The 21946-nt window shown below is 73.5% G+C and carries 14 protein-coding genes; 10 read left to right on the top strand and 4 right to left on the bottom strand.

Going from position 1 to position 21946, the window contains the following annotated elements; translation table 11 throughout:
• Window positions 1–260: 260 nt before the first annotated feature.
• From HQ603_RS04130 to HQ603_RS04160, 7 genes are all read left to right on the top strand, one after another.
• Complete coding sequence (locus HQ603_RS04130; protein ID WP_261773377.1) at window positions 261–1688, top strand: nitrate/nitrite transporter; 1428 nt, start codon at window positions 261–263, stop codon at window positions 1686–1688.
• On the top strand, window positions 1685–3772 hold the full coding sequence (locus HQ603_RS04135; protein WP_308126351.1) for a molybdopterin oxidoreductase family protein: 2088 nt from the start codon (window positions 1685–1687) through the stop codon (window positions 3770–3772). Before HQ603_RS04130 ends, HQ603_RS04135 begins: the two co-directional genes overlap by 4 nt.
• Complete coding sequence (locus HQ603_RS04140) at window positions 3769–5301, top strand: FAD-dependent oxidoreductase (protein WP_222683051.1); 1533 nt, start codon at window positions 3769–3771, stop codon at window positions 5299–5301. Before HQ603_RS04135 ends, HQ603_RS04140 begins: the two co-directional genes overlap by 4 nt.
• A complete protein-coding gene (gene nirB / locus HQ603_RS04145; protein WP_222683053.1) occupies window positions 5298–7793 on the top strand; it encodes a nitrite reductase large subunit NirB in 2496 nt (831 codons plus the stop codon). The genes HQ603_RS04140 and nirB overlap by 4 nt, the downstream gene beginning before the upstream one ends.
• Window positions 7794–7889: 96 nt before the next feature.
• Window positions 7890–8312 (top strand): nitrite reductase small subunit NirD, encoded by a 423-nt coding sequence (gene nirD / locus HQ603_RS04150; protein WP_222683055.1) that lies wholly within the window; start codon window positions 7890–7892, stop codon window positions 8310–8312.
• Window positions 8309–9520 carry a uroporphyrinogen-III synthase gene (locus HQ603_RS04155; protein WP_222683057.1) on the top strand — a complete coding sequence of 404 codons (1212 nt, stop codon included), beginning with the start codon at window positions 8309–8311 and terminating at the stop codon, window positions 9518–9520. Before nirD ends, HQ603_RS04155 begins: the two co-directional genes overlap by 4 nt.
• Window positions 9517–10365, top strand: a complete 849-nt coding sequence (locus tag HQ603_RS04160) for a sirohydrochlorin chelatase (RefSeq protein ID WP_308126352.1) — start codon at window positions 9517–9519, stop codon at window positions 10363–10365. Before HQ603_RS04155 ends, HQ603_RS04160 begins: the two co-directional genes overlap by 4 nt.
• Here the strand turns inward: HQ603_RS04160 and HQ603_RS04165 are convergent.
• On the bottom strand, window positions 10307–12088 hold the full coding sequence (locus tag HQ603_RS04165; protein ID WP_222683059.1) for an NTP transferase domain-containing protein: 1782 nt from the start codon (window positions 12086–12088) through the stop codon (window positions 10307–10309). The genes HQ603_RS04160 and HQ603_RS04165 overlap by 59 nt on opposite strands.
• Before the next feature lie 9 nt (window positions 12089–12097).
• Complete coding sequence (locus HQ603_RS04170) at window positions 12098–12274, bottom strand: hypothetical protein (protein WP_222683060.1); 177 nt, start codon at window positions 12272–12274, stop codon at window positions 12098–12100.
• A gap of 62 nt (window positions 12275–12336) precedes the next feature.
• Between HQ603_RS04170 and yczR the strand changes: the two genes are divergently transcribed.
• Complete coding sequence (yczR, locus tag HQ603_RS04175) at window positions 12337–13812, top strand: MocR-like transcription factor YczR (RefSeq protein WP_222683061.1); 1476 nt, start codon at window positions 12337–12339, stop codon at window positions 13810–13812.
• Between the two features lie 18 nt (window positions 13813–13830).
• On the opposite strand, the gene HQ603_RS04180 is transcribed toward yczR, so the two are convergent.
• Complete coding sequence (locus HQ603_RS04180) at window positions 13831–14631, bottom strand: alpha/beta fold hydrolase (RefSeq protein ID WP_222683063.1); 801 nt, start codon at window positions 14629–14631, stop codon at window positions 13831–13833.
• 53 nt (window positions 14632–14684) lie between these two features.
• Between HQ603_RS04180 and HQ603_RS04185 the strand changes: the two genes are divergently transcribed.
• Both HQ603_RS04185 and HQ603_RS04190 read left to right on the top strand, forming a co-directional pair.
• Window positions 14685–18083 carry an ATP-dependent helicase gene (locus HQ603_RS04185; RefSeq protein WP_222683065.1) on the top strand — a complete coding sequence of 1133 codons (3399 nt, stop codon included), beginning with the start codon at window positions 14685–14687 and terminating at the stop codon, window positions 18081–18083.
• Entirely contained in the window at window positions 18080–21529 is a 3450-nt protein-coding gene (locus HQ603_RS04190) for an ATP-dependent helicase (RefSeq protein WP_222683066.1), read from the top strand. The genes HQ603_RS04185 and HQ603_RS04190 overlap by 4 nt, the downstream gene beginning before the upstream one ends.
• Here the strand turns inward: HQ603_RS04190 and HQ603_RS04195 are convergent.
• Window positions 21492–21902: a DoxX family protein gene (locus HQ603_RS04195; protein WP_222683067.1), complete on the bottom strand. Its 411-nt coding sequence runs from the start codon at window positions 21900–21902 to the stop codon at window positions 21492–21494. The genes HQ603_RS04190 and HQ603_RS04195 overlap by 38 nt on opposite strands.
• Window positions 21903–21946: the final 44 nt, after the last annotated feature.

A 21946-nucleotide genomic window follows, 5' to 3' on the forward strand; every position in this document is an offset into this window, starting at 1 on the left:
CGAATCACTAGAATTCGAGCGGATCGACAACGGCCCGGCCTGAACTCGATCCGCGCCGAAGCCCACGCACCGGCCGCTCCGCAACCCCGTAACACGGACCTCACCACGCGCCCGCAACCCCCGTGAGGTCGAATTCATCGACCGGTCACAACCAGAAGCGTTACCGCAACACGACTTTCCTATCTTTGGGCTTCCCCGAGATCAGGAGGCCGTCCGTGACCAGTGTGTCGGACCACGACGTGGCAACGTCCACAGCGCAGCTGCCCACAGCACAGCCGTCCACGGCACCGGTGGTGCGCAACCACCGCATCTCCCACTGGGACCCGGAAGACGTCGCAGCCTGGGAGGCCGGCGGCAAGCAGATCGCGCGGCGCAATCTCATCTGGTCGGTGGTGGCCGAGCACGTCGGCTTCTCCATCTGGTCGATCTGGTCGGTGATGGTGCTGTTCATGCCCATGGACGTGTACGGCATCGACCCGGCCGGCAAGTTCTTCCTCGTCGCCGTCCCGACTCTGGTGGGCGCCGTCCTGCGCATCCCCTACACCTTCGCCACCGCCACCTTCGGCGGGCGCAACTGGACCGTCTTCAGCGCCCTGGTGCTGCTGGTCCCCACGGTGCTGACGCTGTGGTTCATGATCGAACCCGCTTCGTACACCACCTATCTCGTCGTGGCGGCCTTCGCGGGACTGGGCGGCGGCAACTTCGCGTCGTCGATGACCAACATCAACGCCTTCTACCCGCAGCGGGAGAAGGGGTGGGCCCTCGGGCTGAACGCCGGCGGCGGCAACATCGGCGTGCCGGTCGTCCAGTTGCTCGGACTGCTGGTCATCGCGACCGTCGGCAACACCGCCCCCGAGATCGTCTGCGCCGTCTACCTCGTGCTCATCGCGGTCGCCGCGGTCGGCGCCGCGCTCTTCATGGACAACCTCGAGAACCAGAAGACCAACGGGCGCTCCATGATCGACGTGCTCCGGCACGCCGACTCGTGGTGGATCGCCTTCCTCTACATCGGCACCTTCGGCTCGTTCATCGGCTACAGCTTCGCGTTCGGCCAGGTGCTGCAGATCAACTTCCTCGCCGGGCTCACCGACGGTGGCCCCGTCACGCCGGCGCTGCAGGCCCGCGCGTCGCTGCTCGCAGCGCAGATCGCGTTCCTCGGACCGCTGCTCGGCTCGCTGTCGCGCCCCATCGGTGGCAAGCTCGCCGACCGACTGGGCGGCGGCCGCATCACCCTCTACACCTTCGTGGCGATGATCTTCTCCGCGGGCATCCTCGTGGTCACCGGCACGATCGACGACGCGTCACCGGGCGCGGCGACCGGCAGCATGATGACCGCCTACGTCGTCGGGTTCATCGCGCTGTTCGTCCTGTCGGGTCTGGGCAACGGCTCGGTGTACAAGATGATCCCCGCCATCTTCGCCGCCAAGGCCGCCGCGATGACGAGTGCCACCGCGGAGGAGCGAGCGGCCTGGTCGCGCACCATGTCCGGCGCGCTCATCGGCATCGCCGGGGCGATCGGAGCCCTGGGCGGGGTCGGCATCAACCTGGTGCTGCGCGCGGCGTACTCCGGGGCCGACAAGTCCGCCACCACCGCGTTCTGGGTGTTCCTGGCCTTCTACGTGGCGTGTGCCGTGGTGACCTACGGCGTGTACCTGCGTCGCACCGATCGCACCGCGGTGTCGGTGTGAGCGTCGCGACGCACTGCCCCTACTGCGGTCTGCAGTGCGCCATGACCGTGACCGGCGACGCTCCCGCCACCGCGCGGATCGAACCGCGGCAGTTTCCCACCAACCGAGGGGGACTGTGCCGCAAGGGATGGACGGCCGCCGACGTGCTGCGTGTACCGGACCGACTGACCGCCCCGCTGGTTCGGGTGGACGGTGAGCTCGTCCCGACGTCGTGGGAGCACGCTCTCGATCTGATCGCGGCCACGCTGACGCGGCTGCGCGCCGACCACGGGCCCGATGCGGTCGGCGTGTTCGGCGCAGGTGGACTGACCAACGAGAAGTCCTACGTGCTCGGCAAATTCGCGCGGGTCGCGCTCGGCACCTCCAACATCGACTACAACGGCCGGTTCTGCATGTCCTCGGCCGCGGCGGCGGGCAACCGCGCCTTCGGGGTGGATCGCGGCCTGCCGTTCCCCGTGACGGACATCGGATCGGCGCGCGCGGTGCTGATCCTGGGCGGCAACGTCGCGGAGACCATGCCGCCCTTCACCGCTCACCTCGCGACCGCCGCCGCCGCGGGCGGCCTCGTCGTCGCCGACCCCCGCCGGACACCGACGGTGGACCGCGCGCTCGAGGCCGGCGGTGTGCACCTCCAGCTCTCGCCGGGCACGGATCTCGCTCTGGCCCTGGGCATGACGCATCTCGCCGTCACCGAGGGGTACGCCGACCGCGACTACCTCAAGCAGCGCACCGACGGGTTCGCGGCGTTCTGGGCGACGGCCGCGCAGTGGTGGCCCGAACGCGCCGAGCGCGTCACCGGCGTGCCCGTCTCCCGGATGCGGGCGACCGTGCGCGCCCTGGCCGCGTCCCGCGACGCGGGCACCGGCGCCTACGTGTTGACCGCGCGGGGCGCGGAGCAGCACGCGTCGGGAACCGACACGGTCTCCGCCGTCATCGGACTGGCCCTGGTCCTGGGCCTGCCAGGTCGCCGCGGCACCGGGTACGGCGCCATCACCGGCCAGGGCAACGGCCAGGGCGGGCGCGAGCACGGGCAGAAGGCGGACCAGCTCCCCGGCTACCGCTCCATCACCGATCCCGCCGCGCGCGAGCACGTCGCGCGCGTGTGGGGCATCGATCCCGCGGACCTCCCCGGGCCCGGACGCAGCGCCTACGAACTGCTCGACTCCCTCGGTCGTCCGGACGGTCCGCGGGCCCTGCTGGTCCACGGATCCAACGTGGCGGTCTCCGCCCCGCGCGCGGCGCACGTCGTCGACCGGCTGGACGCTCTCGAGCTGCTGGTGGTCACGGACTTCGTCCTCTCCGAGACCGCCGCCCGCGCCGACGTGGTGCTGCCGACCCTGCAGTGGGCCGAGGAGGACGGCACCATGACGAACCTCGAGGGACGAATCCTGCGTCGCCGCAGAGCAACTCGCGCACCCGAGGGCGCCCGCGGCGAGCTCGACATCCTCGCGGACCTGGCCGAGCGGCTCGGTCAACCCGCCGGACGCTTCCCCCGCGACGCGGCCGCCGCGTTCGACGAACTCCGGCGCGCCTCGGCCGGTGGCCCGGCCGACTACTCCGGCGTCACCTACGCACGTCTCGACGCCGGCGAGGCGCTGCACTGGCCGGTGCCCGCCGTCGACCACCCGGGCACCCCCCGCCTGTTCCTCGACCGGTTCCACACCCCCAGCGGGCGTGCACGATTCACCGTCGTCGACCACGTCGGACCCGCGGAGACCGTCGACGAGCACCATCCCTTCCTCGCCACGACGGGCCGCGTGCTCACCCACTACCAGTCCGGCGCGCAGACCCGCCGCGTCGGCGAGTTGGTCGACGCGACCGGCCCGATGTTCGTCGAGGTCCACCCCGACACCGCGGAGCGGGCGGGTCTGGCCCACGGTGACGACGCGATGGTCGTCTCGCGACGCGGCGCCACCCGGGCCCGGGTGCGCACCGAGGCGACGATGCGGCTCGACACCGTGTTCCTCCCGTTCCACTTCGCCGGGGCCGAGCGGGCGAACCTGATGACCAACGACGCCCTCGATCCCACCAGCCGCATGCCCGAATTCAAGGTCGCGGCCGTCCGACTGGAGCCCGCGTCATGACCGAGCGCACCGCACCGCACCGCGTGATCGTCGTCGGCAACGGTCTCGCCGGCGCCCGCGTGCAGGACGAGATCCTGCGCCGCGATCCCACCGGGACGCGTGTGCACGTGGCCGTCTACGGCGACGAGCCGCACCCGGCGTACAACCGCATCCTCCTCTCCACCGTGGTCGCGGGCCGCCTGACGGCGAACGACATCGGACTGCGCCCGCCGTCCTGGGCCGACGACCCCGCGCACGAGGTGCACCTCGGCGTGGCCGTGACGGCCGTCGACCGCGCCCGGCGCACCGTCACCCGGTCCGACGGCGGCACCGACACCTACGACACGCTGGTCCTCGCCACCGGATCCTCCGCCGTCCTGCCCCCCGTCCCCGGCATGGCGCACGACGACGGTCGTCCCGTTCCGGGCGTCGTCACCTTCCGCACCCTCGAGGACTGCGCCGTCATCGCCGAGTCGGCCGGGCCGGGTTCGCGCGTCGTCGTCATCGGTGCCGGACTCCTCGGCGTCGAGGCCGCGCGGGGCGCCGCGCTTCGCGGGGCGCAGGTGACCGTCGTCCACCCCAAGTCGCATCCGATGGAGAAGCAGCTCGACGCCGCCGGCGGCGCCGTCCTCGCGCGGGTCCTCGGCGAGCTCGGCATGGACCTGGCGCTCGGGGCCCGGGCGAGCGCGGTGCGCACCGCCGACGGCGCGCTCCAGGTCGACCTGACCGACGGGACGTCCGTCGCCGCCGACCTCGTGGTGGTCACCGCCGGCGCTCGCCCCGACACCGACCTCGCCGCCGCCTGCGGACTGACTATCGGACGCGGCGTCGTCGTCGACGACCGACTGCGCACCTCCGACCCCCACATTCGTGCCCTCGGGGACTGCGCCGAACACCGCGGCGAGGTCCACGGGCTCGTGCAGCCCGCGTGGGAGATGGCCGCCGTGCTCGCCGACGACCTCTGCGGAGGAGACGGGCCCGGATACGGCGGCAGCGCTGTCGTCACCCGGCTCAAGGCGCACGGCATCGACCTCGCGTCGATGGGGTGCGTCGAGACGCCCGACGACGACGAGGCGGAGGTGCTGACCCTCAGCGACCCGACCCGCGGCCGCTACGCCAAGGTGATCGTCCGCAAGGACCGCCTGGTCGGCGCGGTCATGCTCGGCAACCCCGAGGTCGTCGGCACGCTCGGCCAGTACTTCGACGCCGGTACCCCCGTTCCGAGCGACCGCATGACCCTGCTGCTCGGTCACCTCGCCGGCGGACCCGCCGAGACCGCGTCGCCGTCGACGATGCCCGACGCCGCCGTCGTCTGCCGGTGCAACACCGTCACCAAGAAGCACCTGGTGTCCGCGTGGCGACGCGGGTGCCACACGACCGCGGCGATGGCGCAGGCGACTCGCGCCACCACCGGCTGCGGTAGCTGCGTCTCGGCCGTCGACGGCCTCTGCGACTGGCTGCACCGTGCCGACCCACCCACCGCCGACTCGTCCACTCCCGCTTCGTCTTCCGATCCCCGCCCCGCCACTCTCGTGAGGAGCTCGACATGACCCGCACCGCAGTCGTCGTAGGACACGGCATGGTCGGACACCGATTCGTCGAGGCGCTGCGTGCCCGCGACATCGACGGCGACTGGACCGTCACCGTGCTGTGCGAGGAGCCGATCCCGGCGTACGACCGGGTGGGCCTGTCCTCCTACGTCGGCACGTGGGACCACCGGGAGCTCGCGCTCGCGGGCAACGACTACGCCGGCGACGACGTCGTCACGCTGCGCACCGGCGTGCGAGCCGTGTCGGTCGACCGGGAACGACGTGTCGTCGTCACCTCGGACGGGGACTCCGTCGCGTACGACGCGCTGATCCTGGCCACCGGCTCCTACCCGTTCGTCCCGCCGGTGCCCGGCCACGACCTCGATCGCTGCTTCGTCTACCGCACCGTCGACGATCTCGACCGCATTCGCGCCTGCGCCGACGCGGCGGGCGAGGGGGCGGTCGGTGTGGTGGTCGGCGGCGGTCTGCTCGGCCTGGAGGCGGCGAATGCGTTGCGGCAGATGGGCATGACGCCGCACGTCGTCGAGTTCGCGCCGCGACTGATGCCGCTGCAGGTCGACGAGGGCGGCGGCGCCCTGCTGAAGCGGCTGGTCTCCGAACTGGGCGTCGTCGTCCACACCGGCGTCGGCACGTCCGCCGTGGCGGACAACGGCCACGGCATCGACGTCACCCTGGCGGACGGAACGGTGATCGACGCGTCGCTGCTCGTCTTCTCGGCGGGCGTGCGCCCCGCGGACGCCCTCGCCCGCGACGCGGGGCTCGCACTCGGCGAGCGCGGCGGCGTGCTCACGGACACGAGCTGCCGCACCGAGGACCCGCACGTGTGGGCCATCGGCGAGTGCGCCGCCGTCGAGGGTCGCTGCTACGGACTGGTGGCGCCGGGATACTCGACCGCCGAGGTCGTCGCGGACCGATTGGTCGGCGGCGCAGCGGAATTCCCCGGTGCGGACCTGTCCACCAAGCTCAAGCTGATGGGTGTCGACGTCGCCAGCTTCGGCGATGCGCTCGGCGCCACCGAGGGTGCGCTCGAGGTGGTGCTGAACGACGCCGCCAAGCGGACCTACGCCAAGCTCGTCCTGTCCGACGACGCCACGACGCTGCTCGGCGGCATCCTCGTCGGCGACGCGTCCGCCTACGCGACCCTCCGGCCGATGGTCGGCCGACCGCTGCCCGGGGATCCGGCGTCGTTGATCTCGCCGACCGGCGAGAAGCTGGGCGTCGCCGCGCTGCCCGACGACGCCGAGGTGTGCTCGTGCAACGCCGTCACCAAGGGGGCGATCTGTTCGGCGATTGCCGACGGCGCGTGCGACCTGGCCGCCATCAAGGGCTGCACCACCGCCGGCACCACCTGTGGCGGTTGCCTGCCCACCGTCAAGCAGTTGCTGGCCGCGGCGGGCGTCGAGATGTCGACGGCATTGTGCGAGCACTTCTCCCAGTCCCGCCGCGAGCTGTTCGAGATCGTCTCCGCGACCGGGATCCGGACGTTCTCGGGTCTGGTCCGCGCGCACGGTCGCGGCGCCGGATGCGACATCTGCAAGCCGGTGGTGGCGTCGATCCTGGCGTCGACGTCGTCGAATCACATCCTCGACGGTGAGCAGGCCGCACTGCAGGACACCAACGATCACTTCCTCGCCAACATCCAGAAGAACGGCACCTACTCGGTGGTGCCGCGCATGCCGGGCGGCGAGTGCACGCCGGAGCAGCTCATCGTCATCGGCGAGGTGGCGCGTGACTTCGGGCTGTACACCAAGGTCACCGGTGGTCAGCGCATCGACCTGTTCGGCGCGCGGGTGGAGCAGCTGCCCGCGATCTGGAAGCGCCTGGTCGACGCGGGGATGGAGAGCGGTCAGGCCTACGGCAAGTCGCTGCGCACCGTCAAGAGCTGTGTCGGCTCGACCTGGTGCCGCTACGGCGTGCAGGACTCGGTGGGCATGGCCGTCGATCTCGAACACCGCTACCGCGGGCTGCGCGCCCCGCACAAGATCAAGTTCGGCGTCTCGGGCTGCGCGCGCGAGTGCGCCGAGGCCCGCGGCAAGGACGTCGGCATCATCGCCACCGAGAGCGGCTGGAACCTCTACGTCGGCGGCAACGGCGGCCAGTCCCCGAAGCACGCGCAGCTGCTCGCGTCGGGACTCGACGACGCGACCCTGATCCGGTACATCGACCGCTACCTCATGTTCTACGTGCGTACCGCGGATCGTCTGCAGCGCACGGCGCCGTGGATCGAGAGCCTCGAGGGCGGACTCGAGCACCTGCGCAGCGTGGTGTGCGACGACTCCCTCGGCATCGCGGCCGATCTCGAAGCGGCGATGGCCGCGCACGTCGAGGGGTACCGCGACGAGTGGAAGGGCGTCCTCGAGGACGAGGAGAAGCTGGCGCGCTTCGTCTCGTTCGTCAACGCGCCCGCCGAGTCGGACCCCACCGTCGCCTTCGACGAGTCCGGCGCCCGCAAGGTCCCGGTCCTGCTGGGGATGCCGGGCACGGCCCGGTGATCGCCCGGGGAGCACACACACGGGCAACGGCGACGTAACCGACGAGAAACACCTGCCCCGTAGAACTGTCTGCGGGACCGATTCCAGGAGGTATCCATGACCGTCATCGACACCCGACCCCTCGCTGCACCCCTCGATCCGCGACTCGACGAGGACTGGGTTCCCGCCGCCCGGCTGACCTTCCTGGTCCCCGGGCGCGGCGCGGCGGTGCTGCTGCCGGACCGTCGCCAGGTGGCGATCTTCCGCCTCGACGACGACAGCGTGTACGCCGTCGACAATCTGGACCCCTTCGGTCGCGCCGCGGTGATGTCCCGCGGCCTGGTGGGCGATCGCGCCGGCGAGCCGACCGTCGCGTCGCCTCTGCTCAAGCAGGTATTCTCGCTGGTGGACGGCCGTTGTCTGGACGAGCCCGAGGTCCGGCTGGACACCTACGACGTGCAGGTGCGGGACGGACTCGTCGTCGTCGCGCCCCGCCCCCGCCTCGACCGCTCGACCGGAACGGAGCACCTCACCCCGTGACTCGACCGTCCGACTCGACCTCCTCCCCGGGTGTCGTCGACGCGGAACGCCCCCTCACGGGGTTTCGTATCGGCATCACGGCGGCGCGCCGAGCCGACGAGCTGGCGACGCTGCTGACCCGTCGCGGCGCGGAGGTGCTGCACGCTCCCGCGATCCGGCTGGTGCCGCTGGCCGACGACGTGGAGCTCGAGGCGCGCACCCGCGAGATCGTCGCGGAGCCGCCGGATCTGACCGTCGCGACCACGGGCATCGGGTTCCGCGGGTGGGTCGAGGCGGCGGAGGGCTGGGGGATCGCGGACGAGCTGCTGGCCGCGCTGGGCTCGGGTCGCGTCATCGCACGCGGCCCCAAGGCGACGGGCGCCCTGCGTGCCGCCGGCCTGCGCGAGGAGTGGTCGCCGGACTCCGAATCGTCCGCGGAGGTGCTCTCGCATCTGCTCGCGGACGGCGTCGCCGGGCTGCGCATCGCGGTGCAGCTGCACGGCGCGACCACCGAATGGGAACCGCTGCCGGATTTCTGCGACGGACTGCGCGCCGCCGGGGCCACCGTCGTCCCCGTGCCGGTGTATCGCTGGGTCCCCCCCGACGATCCTGCGCCGATGGACCGGCTGATCGAGGCCGCCGTCTGCGGCGAACTCGACGCCGTCACGTTCACCAGCGCCCCCGCCGTCGCGTCGATGATGATGCGGGCGGCGGACACCGACCTCGTCGCGCCGCTGCAGCACGCTTTCCGCACCCGCGTCGTGCCGGTCTGCGTGGGTCCCGTCACCGCCGGACCCTTCGACGCCATGGGCATCGCCACCACGGCCCCCGCGCGAGCGCGCGTCGGAGCCCTGGTGCGGCACGTCGCCGACGAGTTGCCGGCCCGGGTACCCACGGCGATCTGCGCAGGTCACGCCGTGCGGCTCCTGGCCACCACCGTGCTCGTGGACGGAGCGCCCCGGACGGTCCCGCGGGCCGCGCTGGCGGTGCTCGACGCGCTGGCGCGACGGCCCGGAGCGGTCGTCTCCCGCGAGGATCTGCTGGCCGCGCTGCCCGGCGGCGGAGACGACACCCACGCGGTGGAGACCGCCGTCGCCCGGCTGCGGTCGGCGCTCGGCGTTTCGGGAATCGTCGCCACCGTGGTCAAGCGCGGCTACCGACTGAACGTCGATCACCCGGTCGGCGTCGGCCTCGACCGGGCCGCCGATCACGAGGAGCGCGTGCCGTGACCGACCCCGTTCTGCTGCTCGTGGCCCACGGCACCCGCAATCCCGCGGGCGTCGAGGTGATCGCCCGGCTGGCCGATTCCGTCTCGGCGGCATTGGCGGAGTCCGCCTCGGGGCCGTTGGCGGAGTCCGCCTCGGGGGCATTGGCGGAGTCCGCCTCGGGGGCACTGGCCGACTCCGTCGGCGAGGGTCGGTCCGAATCCGCGCACGGGGTGTCGGTGCGGGTGGCGTTCGTCGACGTCCTCGGCCCGTCGCCGGCCGACGTCCTGCGCGAGTTGCCGGACGACGCGCCGGTGGTCGCCGTCCCCGCGTTCCTCGCGTCGGGCTATCACGTCCACGCCGATCTCCCGCGCGAGATCACCGAGAGCGGCCACCGGCACGTGCACGTCACGCCCGCCCTCGGCCCGGACCCGGCTCTGGCGCGGGTGATGGGGGAGCGGCTGCGGGCGGCCGGTGCGGCGTCGTCGGATCACGTGGTGCTGGCTGCCGCCGGATCGTCCGACGTGCGGGCGCTGGCCGACGTGCGCACAGCCGCGGACCAGCTGTCGGACGAGATGCACTGCCCGGTGGAGGTCGCCTACGTCGCCACCGGCGAACCGCGGGTCGCCGACGTGGTGGACGCGGCCACGGCGTCGGGCGCCCGTGTCGTCGTCGCGTCGTACCTGCTGGCGCCGGGCCTGTTCCACACGCGGCTCGGGTCGACGGGAGCGGCCGTCGTGACCGACCCCCTCGGGGTGCACCCGGGGGTCACCGCGCTGATCGTCGATCGCTATCGCACTGCGGTCGACCTCATCTCGGCGGCAGCAGCACGATCTCGACCGGATCGGTCGGCTCCCGACCGGGATTGAGCACCGCCAGCGCCTCGTGGTCCACCAGGGCCGCGAGATGCGCCGTCCGGACGGACTCCGCGACGCGCCATCGGCCGTCCGCGGTCATCGCCGCGGGCAGCACCCGCGTGACGTCGGACGACGGGATCGGCGCCGCCGGAACACCCGTCGGACGGTGGGGCGCAGGGCCTCCCGTGAGTGCGCGGGCCACGTCGGGGAGCAGCACGCACGCGGTGGCGACCGCCGCGTAGGGGTTGCCGGGCAGCCCCACCACCACCCGCCCGGTCGGCATCACCGAGATCGAGGTCGATCCGCCCGGCCGACAGGCCATTCCGCGAACGACGGGACGCGCCGCGGCCCGCGCGACCGCGCCGGCGAGGGGGTCGGCCGCGCCGGCGCCGGTGGCACCCACGATCACCACCACGTCGCCGTCGCCGTCCCGGAGTGCGTCGTCGAAATCGGCGTCCGTGTCGCCGCACCGGCGCACGTCCACCGGGTCCAGGCCGCACCATCGAAGGTACTGCGGCAGAACGGGTCCCACGGTGTCGCGAATGGATCCGGGCGGTGGTTCGGCGGCATCGGTCAACTCGTCGCCGGAGACCACCACGTGCACCCGCGGGGCCGTCCGGAGCAGCGCCGACTCCACCCCCGCCGACAACGCGGCCGACACGACGGCGGGGGAGATCGGCGACCCGGCGGGCGCGATCACGGCGCCGGCGGTCCAGTCCTCGCCGATCCGGCGGGCGTCGTCGCGGACCGGGGCGTCGGAACGACGGTGCAGATGCCGACCCGTTCGGGTGACGTACTCGTCGCGAATCACGCTGGCCTGCAGGGGTACCGGGGCGCCGGTGGCGATGCGCACGGCTCGGCCGTCGCCGACGGTCACCGGTGCGCGGACCCCGGCGGTGACGACGACGGCGTCGTCGACCACCCACGGCGGCGCGCCCACCACCGCCCAGCCGTCCATCGCGGACGTGTCGAACGTCGGGAACGGGCGGGCGGCGACCACCGGGTCGGCGAGCGTTCCGCCGGGATGGTCCGCGAGTCGGCCGGCCACGGGTGGCCGCGGACCGAGGTGGGCGCGCACGAGGTGCCGTGCCCGTCGCACGTCGGGAACCCGTTCGGCCACAGCCCGAGCCGCGGCCAACTCCTCCGGGGTGTCGACGTCGTCGACGTCGTCGAGCGCGATGGTGGCCGTCGCCTGCGGCAGCGCCGCTCGCACCGAGGGTCCGCGTTCTCGATCGTCGTCCACACCGGTGAGGGCCCCCTCGATCCCGCGCCGCAGTGCGCCGCGGCGCCACGCGCCGACCAGGTACTGCACGCGCCCCGTCCGATCGGTCGCGAACACGGCCTCCACCGGACGCGAGCGCAGCGCGTCGACCAGGGTGCGCAGCGCGTTCTCGTGGACGAACGGCAGGTCGGCGGAGACGGTGAGTACGACGTCGTCGTCGGACGGATCTGAATTCTCCTCCGTCGCAGCGAGTCCCGCGCGCAGAGCCCGTACGGGGCCACCGAAGTGCGGCGACTCGCGGGTGTGGACGAGGTCGAGTCCGGTGGGGACGTCGAGGTGATCCGGGCGAGGGCCGACGATGACGACGCGGTCGCAGAACGCGGCGGCCGTCACGACGCGGGCGAGCAGCGTGCGTCCGTCGACCGTCGCGAGGACCTTGTCGGTACCCGGCATCCGGGACCCGCGGCCTCCGGCGAGGACGATCGCGTCGACGCCAGAGGAACGTTCCGGCATTCCCCGACCCTAGTGCAGCCCGGTGTCGTCGCTCCGGGTGCCGCCGTTCCGGGTGCCGTCGACCGCGTGGCTGCGTGGGGGACCGGTCGGGGCGCACCGGCCACCGGAGCGCACCGCGGACGCGGTGGCGACGACCGCGACGAGGACAAGGGTGAGGGAGGCGACAAGAAGGCCACTCGACATCATGATCCCGAGTGTGGACCGGTCCACCATGCCCTGAATGGGTCCACCGTGGGAGAGTGGACTGCATGACCGAACCGGCCCGCTTACGCGACACCGTCACCGCCCGCGCCCTGTCCGAGCGCCTGGACATGGCGGCCGTGCTCGGACGCGGCGGGCCCATGTACGCGGGATTGGCGCGTGACCTGCAGCGACTCGTCGAGGACGGCGCCGTCGCCGCCGACGCCCGCATGCCGTCCGAGCGGGTCCTCGCCCGCGTGCTCGGTGTGTCGCGGGTGACGGTGGCCTCGGCCTATCGCTCGCTCCGGGAGCAGGGCGTGCTCACGTCGGTGCACGGCGCGGGGACGTTCGTGGTCCCGCGGTCGGACGCTCGGCCGTGGGGGCGTCTGAACGCGGGCGAGGGTCCGGACGTCCTGGAGTTCGTCAACGCCGCCCCACCGCCGTCGGCGTTTCTCGGCGCCGCGTACGAGGCCGCCGCGCGGCGGCTCGCGTCGACGGCCGCGCACTCCGGCTACGTCCCCGGCGGAGTGGAGCACCTGCGCGAGGCGATCGCGCGGCGGTACACGATGCGGGGCCTGCCCACCACGGCCGATCAGATTCTCGTCACGGCCGGCGCCACCGACGCGATCCACGCGGTCGTGGAGGCGCTGGTCGGGCCGGGCAACCGCGTTCTCGTCGAACACCCCACCTACCCGGGGGCGCTCGAGACGATGCGGGCCGTGGGGGCGACGTGCGTCCCCGTTCCGCTCGACCCGGGCGATCCGGGCGCGTTCGTCGACACGGCCGATCGGGCTGCGCGCCAGCACGATCCGGTCCTCGCGTACCTGATGCCGGACCACGCCAACCCGTCCGGTTCGGTGCTGCCGACGGACACGCGTCGTCGACTGGCCGCCACTCTCCACCGCCACGGCGTGGTGACGCTCGTCGACGAGGTCGCCGTCGACCTCGATCTCGACGGCGCGGGTGCGCTGGAGCCGTTCGGCGCGCCGGTTCCGGATCGCGCCGTGGTCACCGTCGGTTCGCTGAGCAAGTCGGTCTGGGGCGGGTTGCGCCTCGGGTGGGTCCGAGCCGACGCGGCGCACCTGGCCCGCATCGCCACCGGCTACAGCCACCGGCAACTGTCGGTGTCGCTGATCGACCAGTACGCCGCGCTCGAGTTGCTGGCCGACTACGAGGACGTCGTCGCCCACCGGTGCGCGCAGCTGCGGGCCGGTCGGGACGCGCTGACCGCGGCGCTCGCGCGATCCGTCCCGAGCTGGCGATTCCGATCACCCGCCGGCGGGCTGTCGGTGTGGTGCACACTGCCCTCCGGACAGCGCTCGACCGACCTCGTCGACCGCGCGCGCGAGCGCGGGCTCGCCCTCGCCCCCGGCACGCGGTTCGGCACCGGCTACGCCTTCGACGACTGCCAACGCATCCCCTTCACCCGCACGCCCGAGGAGATCGAGGACGCGGTGGCGGTGCTGGCCGAGCTCATGGGCGGCGCGAGCGCGGGTCCGCGCGAGCGCGTGCCGTCCCGAGCCGTGCCGGACGCGGTCGTCTGACCCGGTCGAGCGCGTCGGTCAGTCGCGGCGGGGGACGCCCGAGACCGTGGTCAGCAGATCGGCGACGACGGCGGCCGATTCCGGCCCCTTCGCCTGCGGAACCATGTGGTCGCAGTCGAGGTCGACGAACGTGACGTGGTCGAGGTCGGCGGCCAGCCGCTCCCGGCACTCGTCCGACAGGTACGGCGGCTGAACCCGACTCGCTCGCACCACGACGGTCGGAATCGTGGGCGGCGGCACGGCCATCGGGCGGGCCAGCTCACCCCAGGACGACACCACCGCCGCGGTACTCGTCCGCCACCGCACCCGGCCGCCCTCGGCGTCGATCAGGTGATCCGCGAGTTCCTCGTCGAGCAGGTCGGTCGGCACGTCGTTCCACGCGCCGTGGACCTTGTCCGAGCGGGCTTCCTCGGCGTCGGTGTAGTCGTCGTGCCGCACGGTCGACTCCGCGACCTCGAGCAGTCGTTCCGGGGGCAGTTCGGCCGCCGGGTCGAGCAGCACGAGGCCCGCCACGGCCGCGGGTTCGGTGCGGGCGAGGTGCAGCGCCAAGGCGCACCCGTAGGAATGGCCGACCACCACGGCGGGACCCTCGGCGTGCGTCCGCAGGACGTCGGCGAGTCGCGCCACCTGGGCCTCGATGGACCACGGCGGCGTGTACGGGGCCCGTCCGTGCCCGATCAGGTCGGGGGCGATCACCCGTGCGGCGGGCAGATGCTCGCTCCACGAGCGCCAGCGCCGACCGTGACCGGTCATGCCGTGCACGGCGAGCACCGTCGGTCCGTCGGCCGGGCCGAACAGGTGAACGGACGGGTCGGTCATCGGCGCTCCTCGCGAACGGTGGTCGTGTCGGACCCCCATGATGCAATCGGTGCATGAGGGACAGGACGTCGGGTGGCCCGGCCGAGGGGCGGCTCGCCGGGGCACGGTTGGTACGCCCCCGGCCGGTGGAGCGGGTCACGCGTCGGTGGCCCGCGGACTGCGCCGCGCTGCTCGCCCCGGGAGGTGCCGGAACGCGGCGGGTGCTCGGCGGACCGGGCACCGGAAAGACGTCGCTGGTGGCGGACGTCGCGCTCGCCCGTATTCGGGACGACGGGGTCGATCCGGAATCGGTGCTCGTGCTCACTCAGTCGCGTCGGGCCGCGATGGACATGCGGGAGCGCATCACGCAGGGGCTGTTGGAGAGCGGGGGCGCGTCGGTCCGTCGAGCCACGCGTGAGCCGCTGGTGCGCACCGTGCACTCGTACGCGTTCGCCGTGCTGCGCTTGCAGGCGTCCGCGCACGGCAATCCGCCGCCGCGCCTGCTCACGGGCGCGGAGCAGGACTCGATCGTGCGCGAGATGCTGCAGGGCGAGGCGGCGGACGGGGGCGGTCGGTGGCCGGAGCACCTGCGTCCGGCGTTGGGACTGTCGGGGTTCGCCTCCGAGGTACGGGATCTGGTGCTGCGGGCGGCGGAGCGTGGGCTCGGTCCGGAGGACGTGGTCAAGCTCGGCCGGCGCCACTCGCGGCCCGCGTGGGTCGCCGTCGGATCGTTCGCGGCGCAGTACGAGCAGGCGATGGTGCTGCGGGGATCGGTGGGGGTCGAGACACCGGAGGCGACGTCGCCCGGCCTGGACGCGGCGGAACTGATCGGCTCGGCGTTGACCGCGTTCGCCACCGACCCCGATCTCCTGGCCCGCGAGCGGGCGCGGGTGCGGCACGTGCTGGTCGACGATGCCCAGCACCTCGATCCCCAGGCCGCCACCATGGTCCGAGCCGTCGCGGACGGGGCGCACACGGTGCTGATCGTCGGCGATCCGGACCAGGCGGTGTACTCCTTCCGCGGTGCGGACCCGGGCTTCCTGCTCGAGGACGAGGACACGCGAATCGTGTTGACGCACAACCACCGCAGCACCGCCGGGGTCGGCGCGGCCGCGTCGGTGGTCGCCGGCACGTTGCCCGGCCGCTACCACCACCGGGGGGCGTCCGGGTTCCGCGAGGAAGTGCCCGACACGGCACGTGCGGTGGCGCCCGCGCGCGTCGTCGTGTCCACCTCCGCGGCCAAGGAAGCCGCGGTGGTGGCGGACACCCTGCGCCGCGCGCACCTCGGTGACGGCGTCGCCTGGTCCGACATGGCCGTCGTCGTGCGGTCGGTGCCCCGGTCGGCCGCGCCGCTGCGGCGGGCTCTGCTCGCGGCGGGTGTCCCGGTGGTCACCGCGGCGACGGCCGTCCCGCTGTCCCGGCAGCGCGGCGCCGCCGCGATGCTGTCCGTCCTGCGCGCCGTGGCGGCGGGGCGGGCGGCGGACCCGGCTCGGGCGGCGGAGTTCACCACCGACGACGCCATCGCCCTGCTGGAAGGCCCGATCGGTGGCGCGGACCCTTTGTCGCTGCGCCGCGTGCGCCGCGGTCTGCGCCGCGCCGAGGTCGCGCGCGGCGGGGACCGGGACTCCGCGGTTCTGGTGCGGGCGGCCGTGCTCGGTGACGACGTCGACGCCCTGGTCGAGTCGCTGACCGATGTCGAGGTCGCGCCCCTGCGCCGGGTGCGGACGGTGGTCCGTGCCGCCGTCGCTGCGGTCGGACCGGACGGACGCCGGGTGGAGGACGCCCTGTGGGCCGGCTGGACCGCCACGAAGCTCGAGCGGCGCTGGGTCGCCGCCTCGGCGCGGGGCGGCCCGCTCGGGGCCCAGGCCGACCGTGATCTTGACAGCGTGGTCGCCCTGTTCGACACCGCCGCGTCCTACGTCGATTCGCTGCCGCGCGGCACCCTGAGCGGGTTCGTCGATCACGTGCTCGACCAGGAGATCCCGGCCACCGAGGGGCGGCGGGCCACCGTCGCGCCCGACGCCGTGCAGATCGTCAGCGCGCACGCCGCCACCGGTCGCGAGTGGGCCGTCGTCGCCGTGGCGGGCGTGCAGGACGGGTTGTGGCCGGCGCTGCGACCCCGCGGGTCGTTGCTCGGCGTCGAGGATCTGATCGACCTCACCGCGGGCGTGTCCACGGCGTCGGGCGAGGTCGACCGCCACCTGTCGCGGACCGCGCCGCTGCTGGCCGAGGAACGTCGCCTGTTCCTCTCCGCCTGCTCGCGGGCGCGGGACGCGCTCCTCGTCACGGCGGTGGACTCCGTCACCGGCGGCGAGGAGACCCTCCGCTCCCGGTTCGTGGACGAGCTGATCGCGTCCGGCCGGGTGCGCATCGACGACTGCGGAGCGAGCGACGCGTCGACGGACGACGATCGGTCGTCGGACACCCGCGTGCTCGCGTTGCCCGACCTGGTCGCCGAGCTGCGCTCCGTCGTCTGCGACCAGGCGGGGGCGGAAGCGGACCCGGCGCGGTACGCCCGCGCCGTGGACGCACTCGCCCGACTCGCCGCCGCCGGTGTCCGCGGAGCCCATCCCGACACCTGGTACGGCACCGCCGACCCGAGCACCACCGCACCGCTGTGGGGTTCGGGCGGGGGTTCGGGCGGGGCTTCGGACAGTGCTTCGGACGGGGGTCCGGACGGGGAATCGGCCGTGTCGCTGTCCCCGTCGACGGTCGAGGTGCTCTCCACCTGCCCACTGCGCTGGGCGCTCGAACGGCACGGCGGCCGGGACGGTGACACCGTCCACGCCGTCACCGGAAACCTGGTGCACACCATCGTGCAGGCCGTTGCCGGGCAGGTGCCGCCGGAGGACGTGCGCCGTGAACTCGACCGCGCGTGGGAGGCGGTCGACCTCGGATCCGCGTGGTACTCACGGCGGGAACTCGGCCGAACCGCCGCGATGATCGACACCTTCCGGGCCTGGATGCAGCGGTCGCGCGGCGACCTGACGGAAGCGGGCGTGGAGGTGCCCGTCGACGGGGTGCTCGAGCCGCGGTCGCCGGACGAGCCCGCGGTGCGGCTGCGGGGTCGGATCGACCGCCTCGAACGCGACCCCGACGGTCGCCCGGTGGTGGTCGACGTCAAGACGGGCAAGAACGCGGTGACCAAGGACGCGGCCGCGCAGCATCCGCAGCTCGCGACGTACCAGGTCGCGCTGGCCGCCGGGGCGGTCGAGGGCGAGCCGCCGGCCGAACCCGGCGGCGGTCGGCTCGTCTACGTCGCGCAGACCCACCGCTCCACCGGTGCGGTGGAGCGGACACAGGCGGCGCCCACCGCGGAGCAACTCGGCGAGTGGCGCGACGCCGTCGTCGCCGCGGCGGCCGCGACGCGTGGCCCGACGTTCGAGGCACGGGTCAACGACGGGTGCCGTCACTGCCCGGTGGTGGCGTCCTGCCCCGCACAGGATCGAGGACGACAGGTGACCGAAGGATGACGGGCAGCACCGAGACGGCGGAGCGGAACACCGCCACCGTCGGTCCCGCGGACCTGGCTCGCGCGCTGGGCCTTCCGCCACCGACCGAGGAGCAGGCCGCGGTGATCGCGGCTCCGCGCGGACCGCTCCTCGTCGTCGCCGGCGCCGGAGCCGGCAAGACCGAGACCATGGCGGCGCGGGTCGTGTGGATGGTGGCCAACCGGCTCGTGCGGCCGGACGAGGTCCTGGGACTGACCTTCACCCGTAAGGCCGCGCAACAGCTGGCACAGCGGATCCGGCAGCGCCTGTCGCGGCTCGCGGGCTCCGACCTGGTCCACCGACTCGATCCCAGCGGTGATCTCCGGCAGGACATTCTGTCCGGCGAACCCGAGGTGTCGACCTACCACTCCTACGCCGGCCGCCTGCTGGACCGGTACGGCATGGTGCTGCCGCTGGAACCGGCCACCGCACTGGTCTCCGACACCGAGCTGTGGCAGATCGCGTTCCGAGTGGTGTCGGACTGGGACGGGCACATCGACACCGACAAGGTTCCGTCGACGGTCACCCAGCAGGTGCTGGCCCTGTCGGGTCAGCTCGCGGAGCATCTGGTCGACCCCGCCCATCTGTCGACGGCCAGGGACGAGTTGGCCGACCTCGTCGTGACCCTGCCGCCGGGCCCGTCGCAACGCGACGGCGATCCCGGGAAGCCGCTGATGAAGGTGGTCGAGACGCAGGACGACCGCATCGCCCTGTTGCCGCTCGTCGAGCGGCTCCACGAGGTGCTCCGGCGGGAGGGCCGCCTGGACTTCGGACGGCAGATGTCGCTGTCGGCACGGCTCGCCGCGGACAACCCGGACGTGGGACGCGCCGAACGCGAGCGATGCCGGTTGGTTCTGCTCGACGAGTACCAGGACACCGGGCACGCCCAGCGGGTGCTGCTGTCGTCGCTGTTCGGCGGGGCGCAGGACCCGTCGTTGTCGGTGACGGCGGTCGGTGACCCGATGCAGTCGATCTACGGATGGCGCGGGGCGTCCGCGGCCAACCTCCCGCGGTTCGTCACCGACTTTCCCTCCGCGCGGCGTCGCGGTGCGGCCGTGCTCGCGGACCGAAAGTTCCTGTCCACGAGTTGGCGCAATCCCCCCGAGGCGTTGGTGCTGGCCAACGCGGTCGCGGAGCCGCTGCGGGCGCGGGGGGTCGCGGTCGAGGAGCTGACCGCGCGGCCGGGGGCCGTCGCCGGGGACGTCCGGCTCGCGCTCACCACGACCGCCGACGAGGAACGGGAGTGGGTCGCCGGGACCATCGCGCACGAGTACGAGGCCGCGCGGCGCCGGGACGAGCCGCCGCCGACCGCCGCGGTGCTGATCCGCCGCAACGCCGACGCCGAACCGATGGCGGAGGTGCTGCGCCGATTCGGTCTTCCCGTCGAGGTGGTCGGCCTCGGCGGGCTGCTCCGGACGCCCGAGGTCGCCGACCTGGTCGCGATGCTGCGGATGCTGTCCGATCCGCTCGCCGGTTCCGCCGCCGTGCGGATCCTCACCGGCGCGCGCTGGCAGTTGGGGATCGCCGACCTGCGGGCGCTCGCCCGCCGGTCTCGGGCGGTCGCGGCCGGTGCCGGGTATGGGCGGACCGGCGCGGTCACCGACGTCGACGAGCTCGCGCAGGCGCTGGGCGACGTCCTGCCGGGCGAGCGTGCGGAGCAGTCCGGCCTCGTCGACGCCATCGCCGACCCGGGTGATCCGGCGCAGTACTCCGAGGCCGGGTACGACCGTATCACCGCGCTGGGCGCCGAATTGCACTCTCTGCGCGCACGTCTGGGCCAACCGCTGCCGGATCTGGTGGCCGACGTCGAACGCGTCCTCGGGCTGGGCGTCGAGGCCGGAGCGCGTACTCGGGTCACCGGGTCGTCGACCGGCGCGTCCCGCATCGCCGCCGGCCGCGAGCACCTCGACGCGTTCGCGGACGTCGTGGCCGATTTCGCCGACCAACGCACCGCGACGCTCGGCGGGCTGCTGACCTACCTCGCCGCGGCCGACGACGTCGAGGACGGGCTCGAGCCCGGTGAGGTGGACGTCGATCCGAACCGCGTGCAGATCCTCACGGTGCATGCGGCGAAGGGTCTGGAATGGGAGGTGGTCGCCGTCCCCGGTGTGTGCACCGGGGTGTTCCCCTCGACCCGCGGGCAGCCGACCTGGATGACGACGGTCGTCGAGCTGCCACCCTCGTTGCGCGGTGACCGGGTGCAGCCCGGTGACCCGGCCGACGGCGTTCCCGTGCTCGACGTGTCCGACGCCGCGCACCGCGCGGACCTCGAGGCGGCGATGGAACGGCACAAGAAGGCGATGGCGAACCGTCGCCTCGACGAGGATCGGCGGCTGTTCTACGTCGCGGTGACGCGCACCGAGCGCATGCTGCTGGTGTCCGGCCACCACTGGTCCGCCGGCTCGAGTCGGGCCAAGGGGCCGTCACCGTTCCTGACGGAGCTGAAGACCCGCGTCGAGGCCGCCGCCGAGGCGGGCACCGTCGAGCGGTGGGATCCTCCGCCCGCGGACGGCGCCGTCAATCCGTACGAGGACCACGTGGTGACCGCCCGGTGGCCGGTCGACCCGCTCGGGCCGCGTCGCCCGGCGGTGGAGGCCGGCGCCGCGGCGGTGCGCGCGGCGCTGAACGCACGGGAACTCGCCGGGCCCACCGAAGGCACCGACCCCACCGACCCCGCCGAGGGCACCGAGGGCACCGAAGGCACCGAGGGCACCGAAGGCACCGACCCCGAGGGGTGGCACCGAGACGTCGACCTGCTGCTGGCCGAGCGGGCGGGGCAGCAGTCCGCCACCACCGACGTACCGGTGCCGAACACGCTGTCGGTCAGTCAGCTGGTCGATCTGGTGGCCGATCCCGACCGGTTGGCCGGCACGCTGCGTCGGCCGGTGCCGTTCCCGCCGAATCCGCTGGCGCGTCGGGGCACGGCGTTCCACGCTTGGGTGGAACGGCGGTTCGGGGCGACCCGGTTGCTCGACCTCGATGAGCTGCCCGGTGCCGCGGACGGAGTCACGGGGTCGGACGCCGATCTCGAGGGTCTGCAACGCGCCTTCGACGCCTCGCCGTGGGCGTTGCGCAGTCCGGTCGAGGTGGAGGTGCCGTTCGAGACCTCCGTCGGCGGCGTCGTACTGCGTGGCCGGATGGACGCGGTGTTCGCGGACCGCGACGGGGGGTTCACGGTGGTCGACTGGAAGACCGGCGCCCAGCCCACGGCGGCCGAGGAGCGTGCGGTCGCCCTGCAGCTCGCGGCCTATCGGGTCGCGTGGTCCGAGCTGGCCGGGGTTCCCCTCGATCGGGTCCGCGCGGCGTTCCACTACGTGCGGTCGGGGACGACGGTCTCGCCGCCCGATCTGCCGGACGCCGAGGCCCTGGCCCGGCTCGTCGGGGCGGCGGCTAGCGACGCGCCGAGTACACCGACCACGCCTGCGTGACGAGGGGGATCTGCAGCGGAAGGCGCAGCAGCACACCGACTTTCTGCACGGTGGAGGTGCGGCTGCTGCGCCACCAGAGCACCGCCATGTTCACGTTCGCGGGGAACACGGCGACGAAGAACGCCGCGGCGGCCGCGCCGGAGAGTCGCCGCGTCCGCGGGGCGGCCAGTCCGGCGGCCAACGCCACCTCCGCGACGCCCGAGACGTAGGTGTAGGTCCGGGCCGACCCCGGCAGGGCGCGCGGCACCTGCGCGTCGAAGGGCGCCGGGGCCACGAAGTGCAGCACCCCGGCGCCGCCGAGCAGCACGGTGAGGCGCGCGGCGGCGGCGTCGGAACGGCGGGAGCGGGGTCGGCGGCGGGCGAGGCGGGTCATGGGGACGAGCCTGCCACGTCGGGCGCGGTCGAACCCCGGCTCGG

Source organism: Rhodococcoides corynebacterioides (assembly GCF_019834675.1).
GTDB lineage: Bacteria > Actinomycetota > Actinomycetes > Mycobacteriales > Mycobacteriaceae > Rhodococcoides > Rhodococcoides corynebacterioides_A.

Excerpts from the sequence above, each read along its gene's own strand:
- HQ603_RS04140 (WP_222683051.1), top strand. The coding sequence starts at position 3,769 with ATGACCGAGCGCACCGCACCGCACCGCGTGATCGTCGTCGGCAACGGT.
- nirB (WP_222683053.1), top strand. The coding sequence starts at position 5,298 with ATGACCCGCACCGCAGTCGTCGTAGGACACGGCATGGTCGGACACCGA.
- nirD (WP_222683055.1), top strand. The coding sequence starts at position 7,890 with ATGACCGTCATCGACACCCGACCCCTCGCTGCACCCCTCGATCCGCGA.
- HQ603_RS04165 (WP_222683059.1), bottom strand. The coding sequence starts at position 12,088 with ATGCCGGAACGTTCCTCTGGCGTCGACGCGATCGTCCTCGCCGGAGGC.
- HQ603_RS04170 (WP_222683060.1), bottom strand. The coding sequence starts at position 12,274 with ATGATGTCGAGTGGCCTTCTTGTCGCCTCCCTCACCCTTGTCCTCGTC.
- yczR (WP_222683061.1), top strand. The coding sequence starts at position 12,337 with ATGACCGAACCGGCCCGCTTACGCGACACCGTCACCGCCCGCGCCCTG.
- HQ603_RS04180 (WP_222683063.1), bottom strand. The coding sequence starts at position 14,631 with ATGACCGACCCGTCCGTTCACCTGTTCGGCCCGGCCGACGGACCGACG.
- HQ603_RS04185 (WP_222683065.1), top strand. The coding sequence starts at position 14,685 with ATGAGGGACAGGACGTCGGGTGGCCCGGCCGAGGGGCGGCTCGCCGGG.
- HQ603_RS04190 (WP_222683066.1), top strand. The coding sequence starts at position 18,080 with ATGACGGGCAGCACCGAGACGGCGGAGCGGAACACCGCCACCGTCGGT.
- HQ603_RS04195 (WP_222683067.1), bottom strand. The coding sequence starts at position 21,902 with ATGACCCGCCTCGCCCGCCGCCGACCCCGCTCCCGCCGTTCCGACGCC.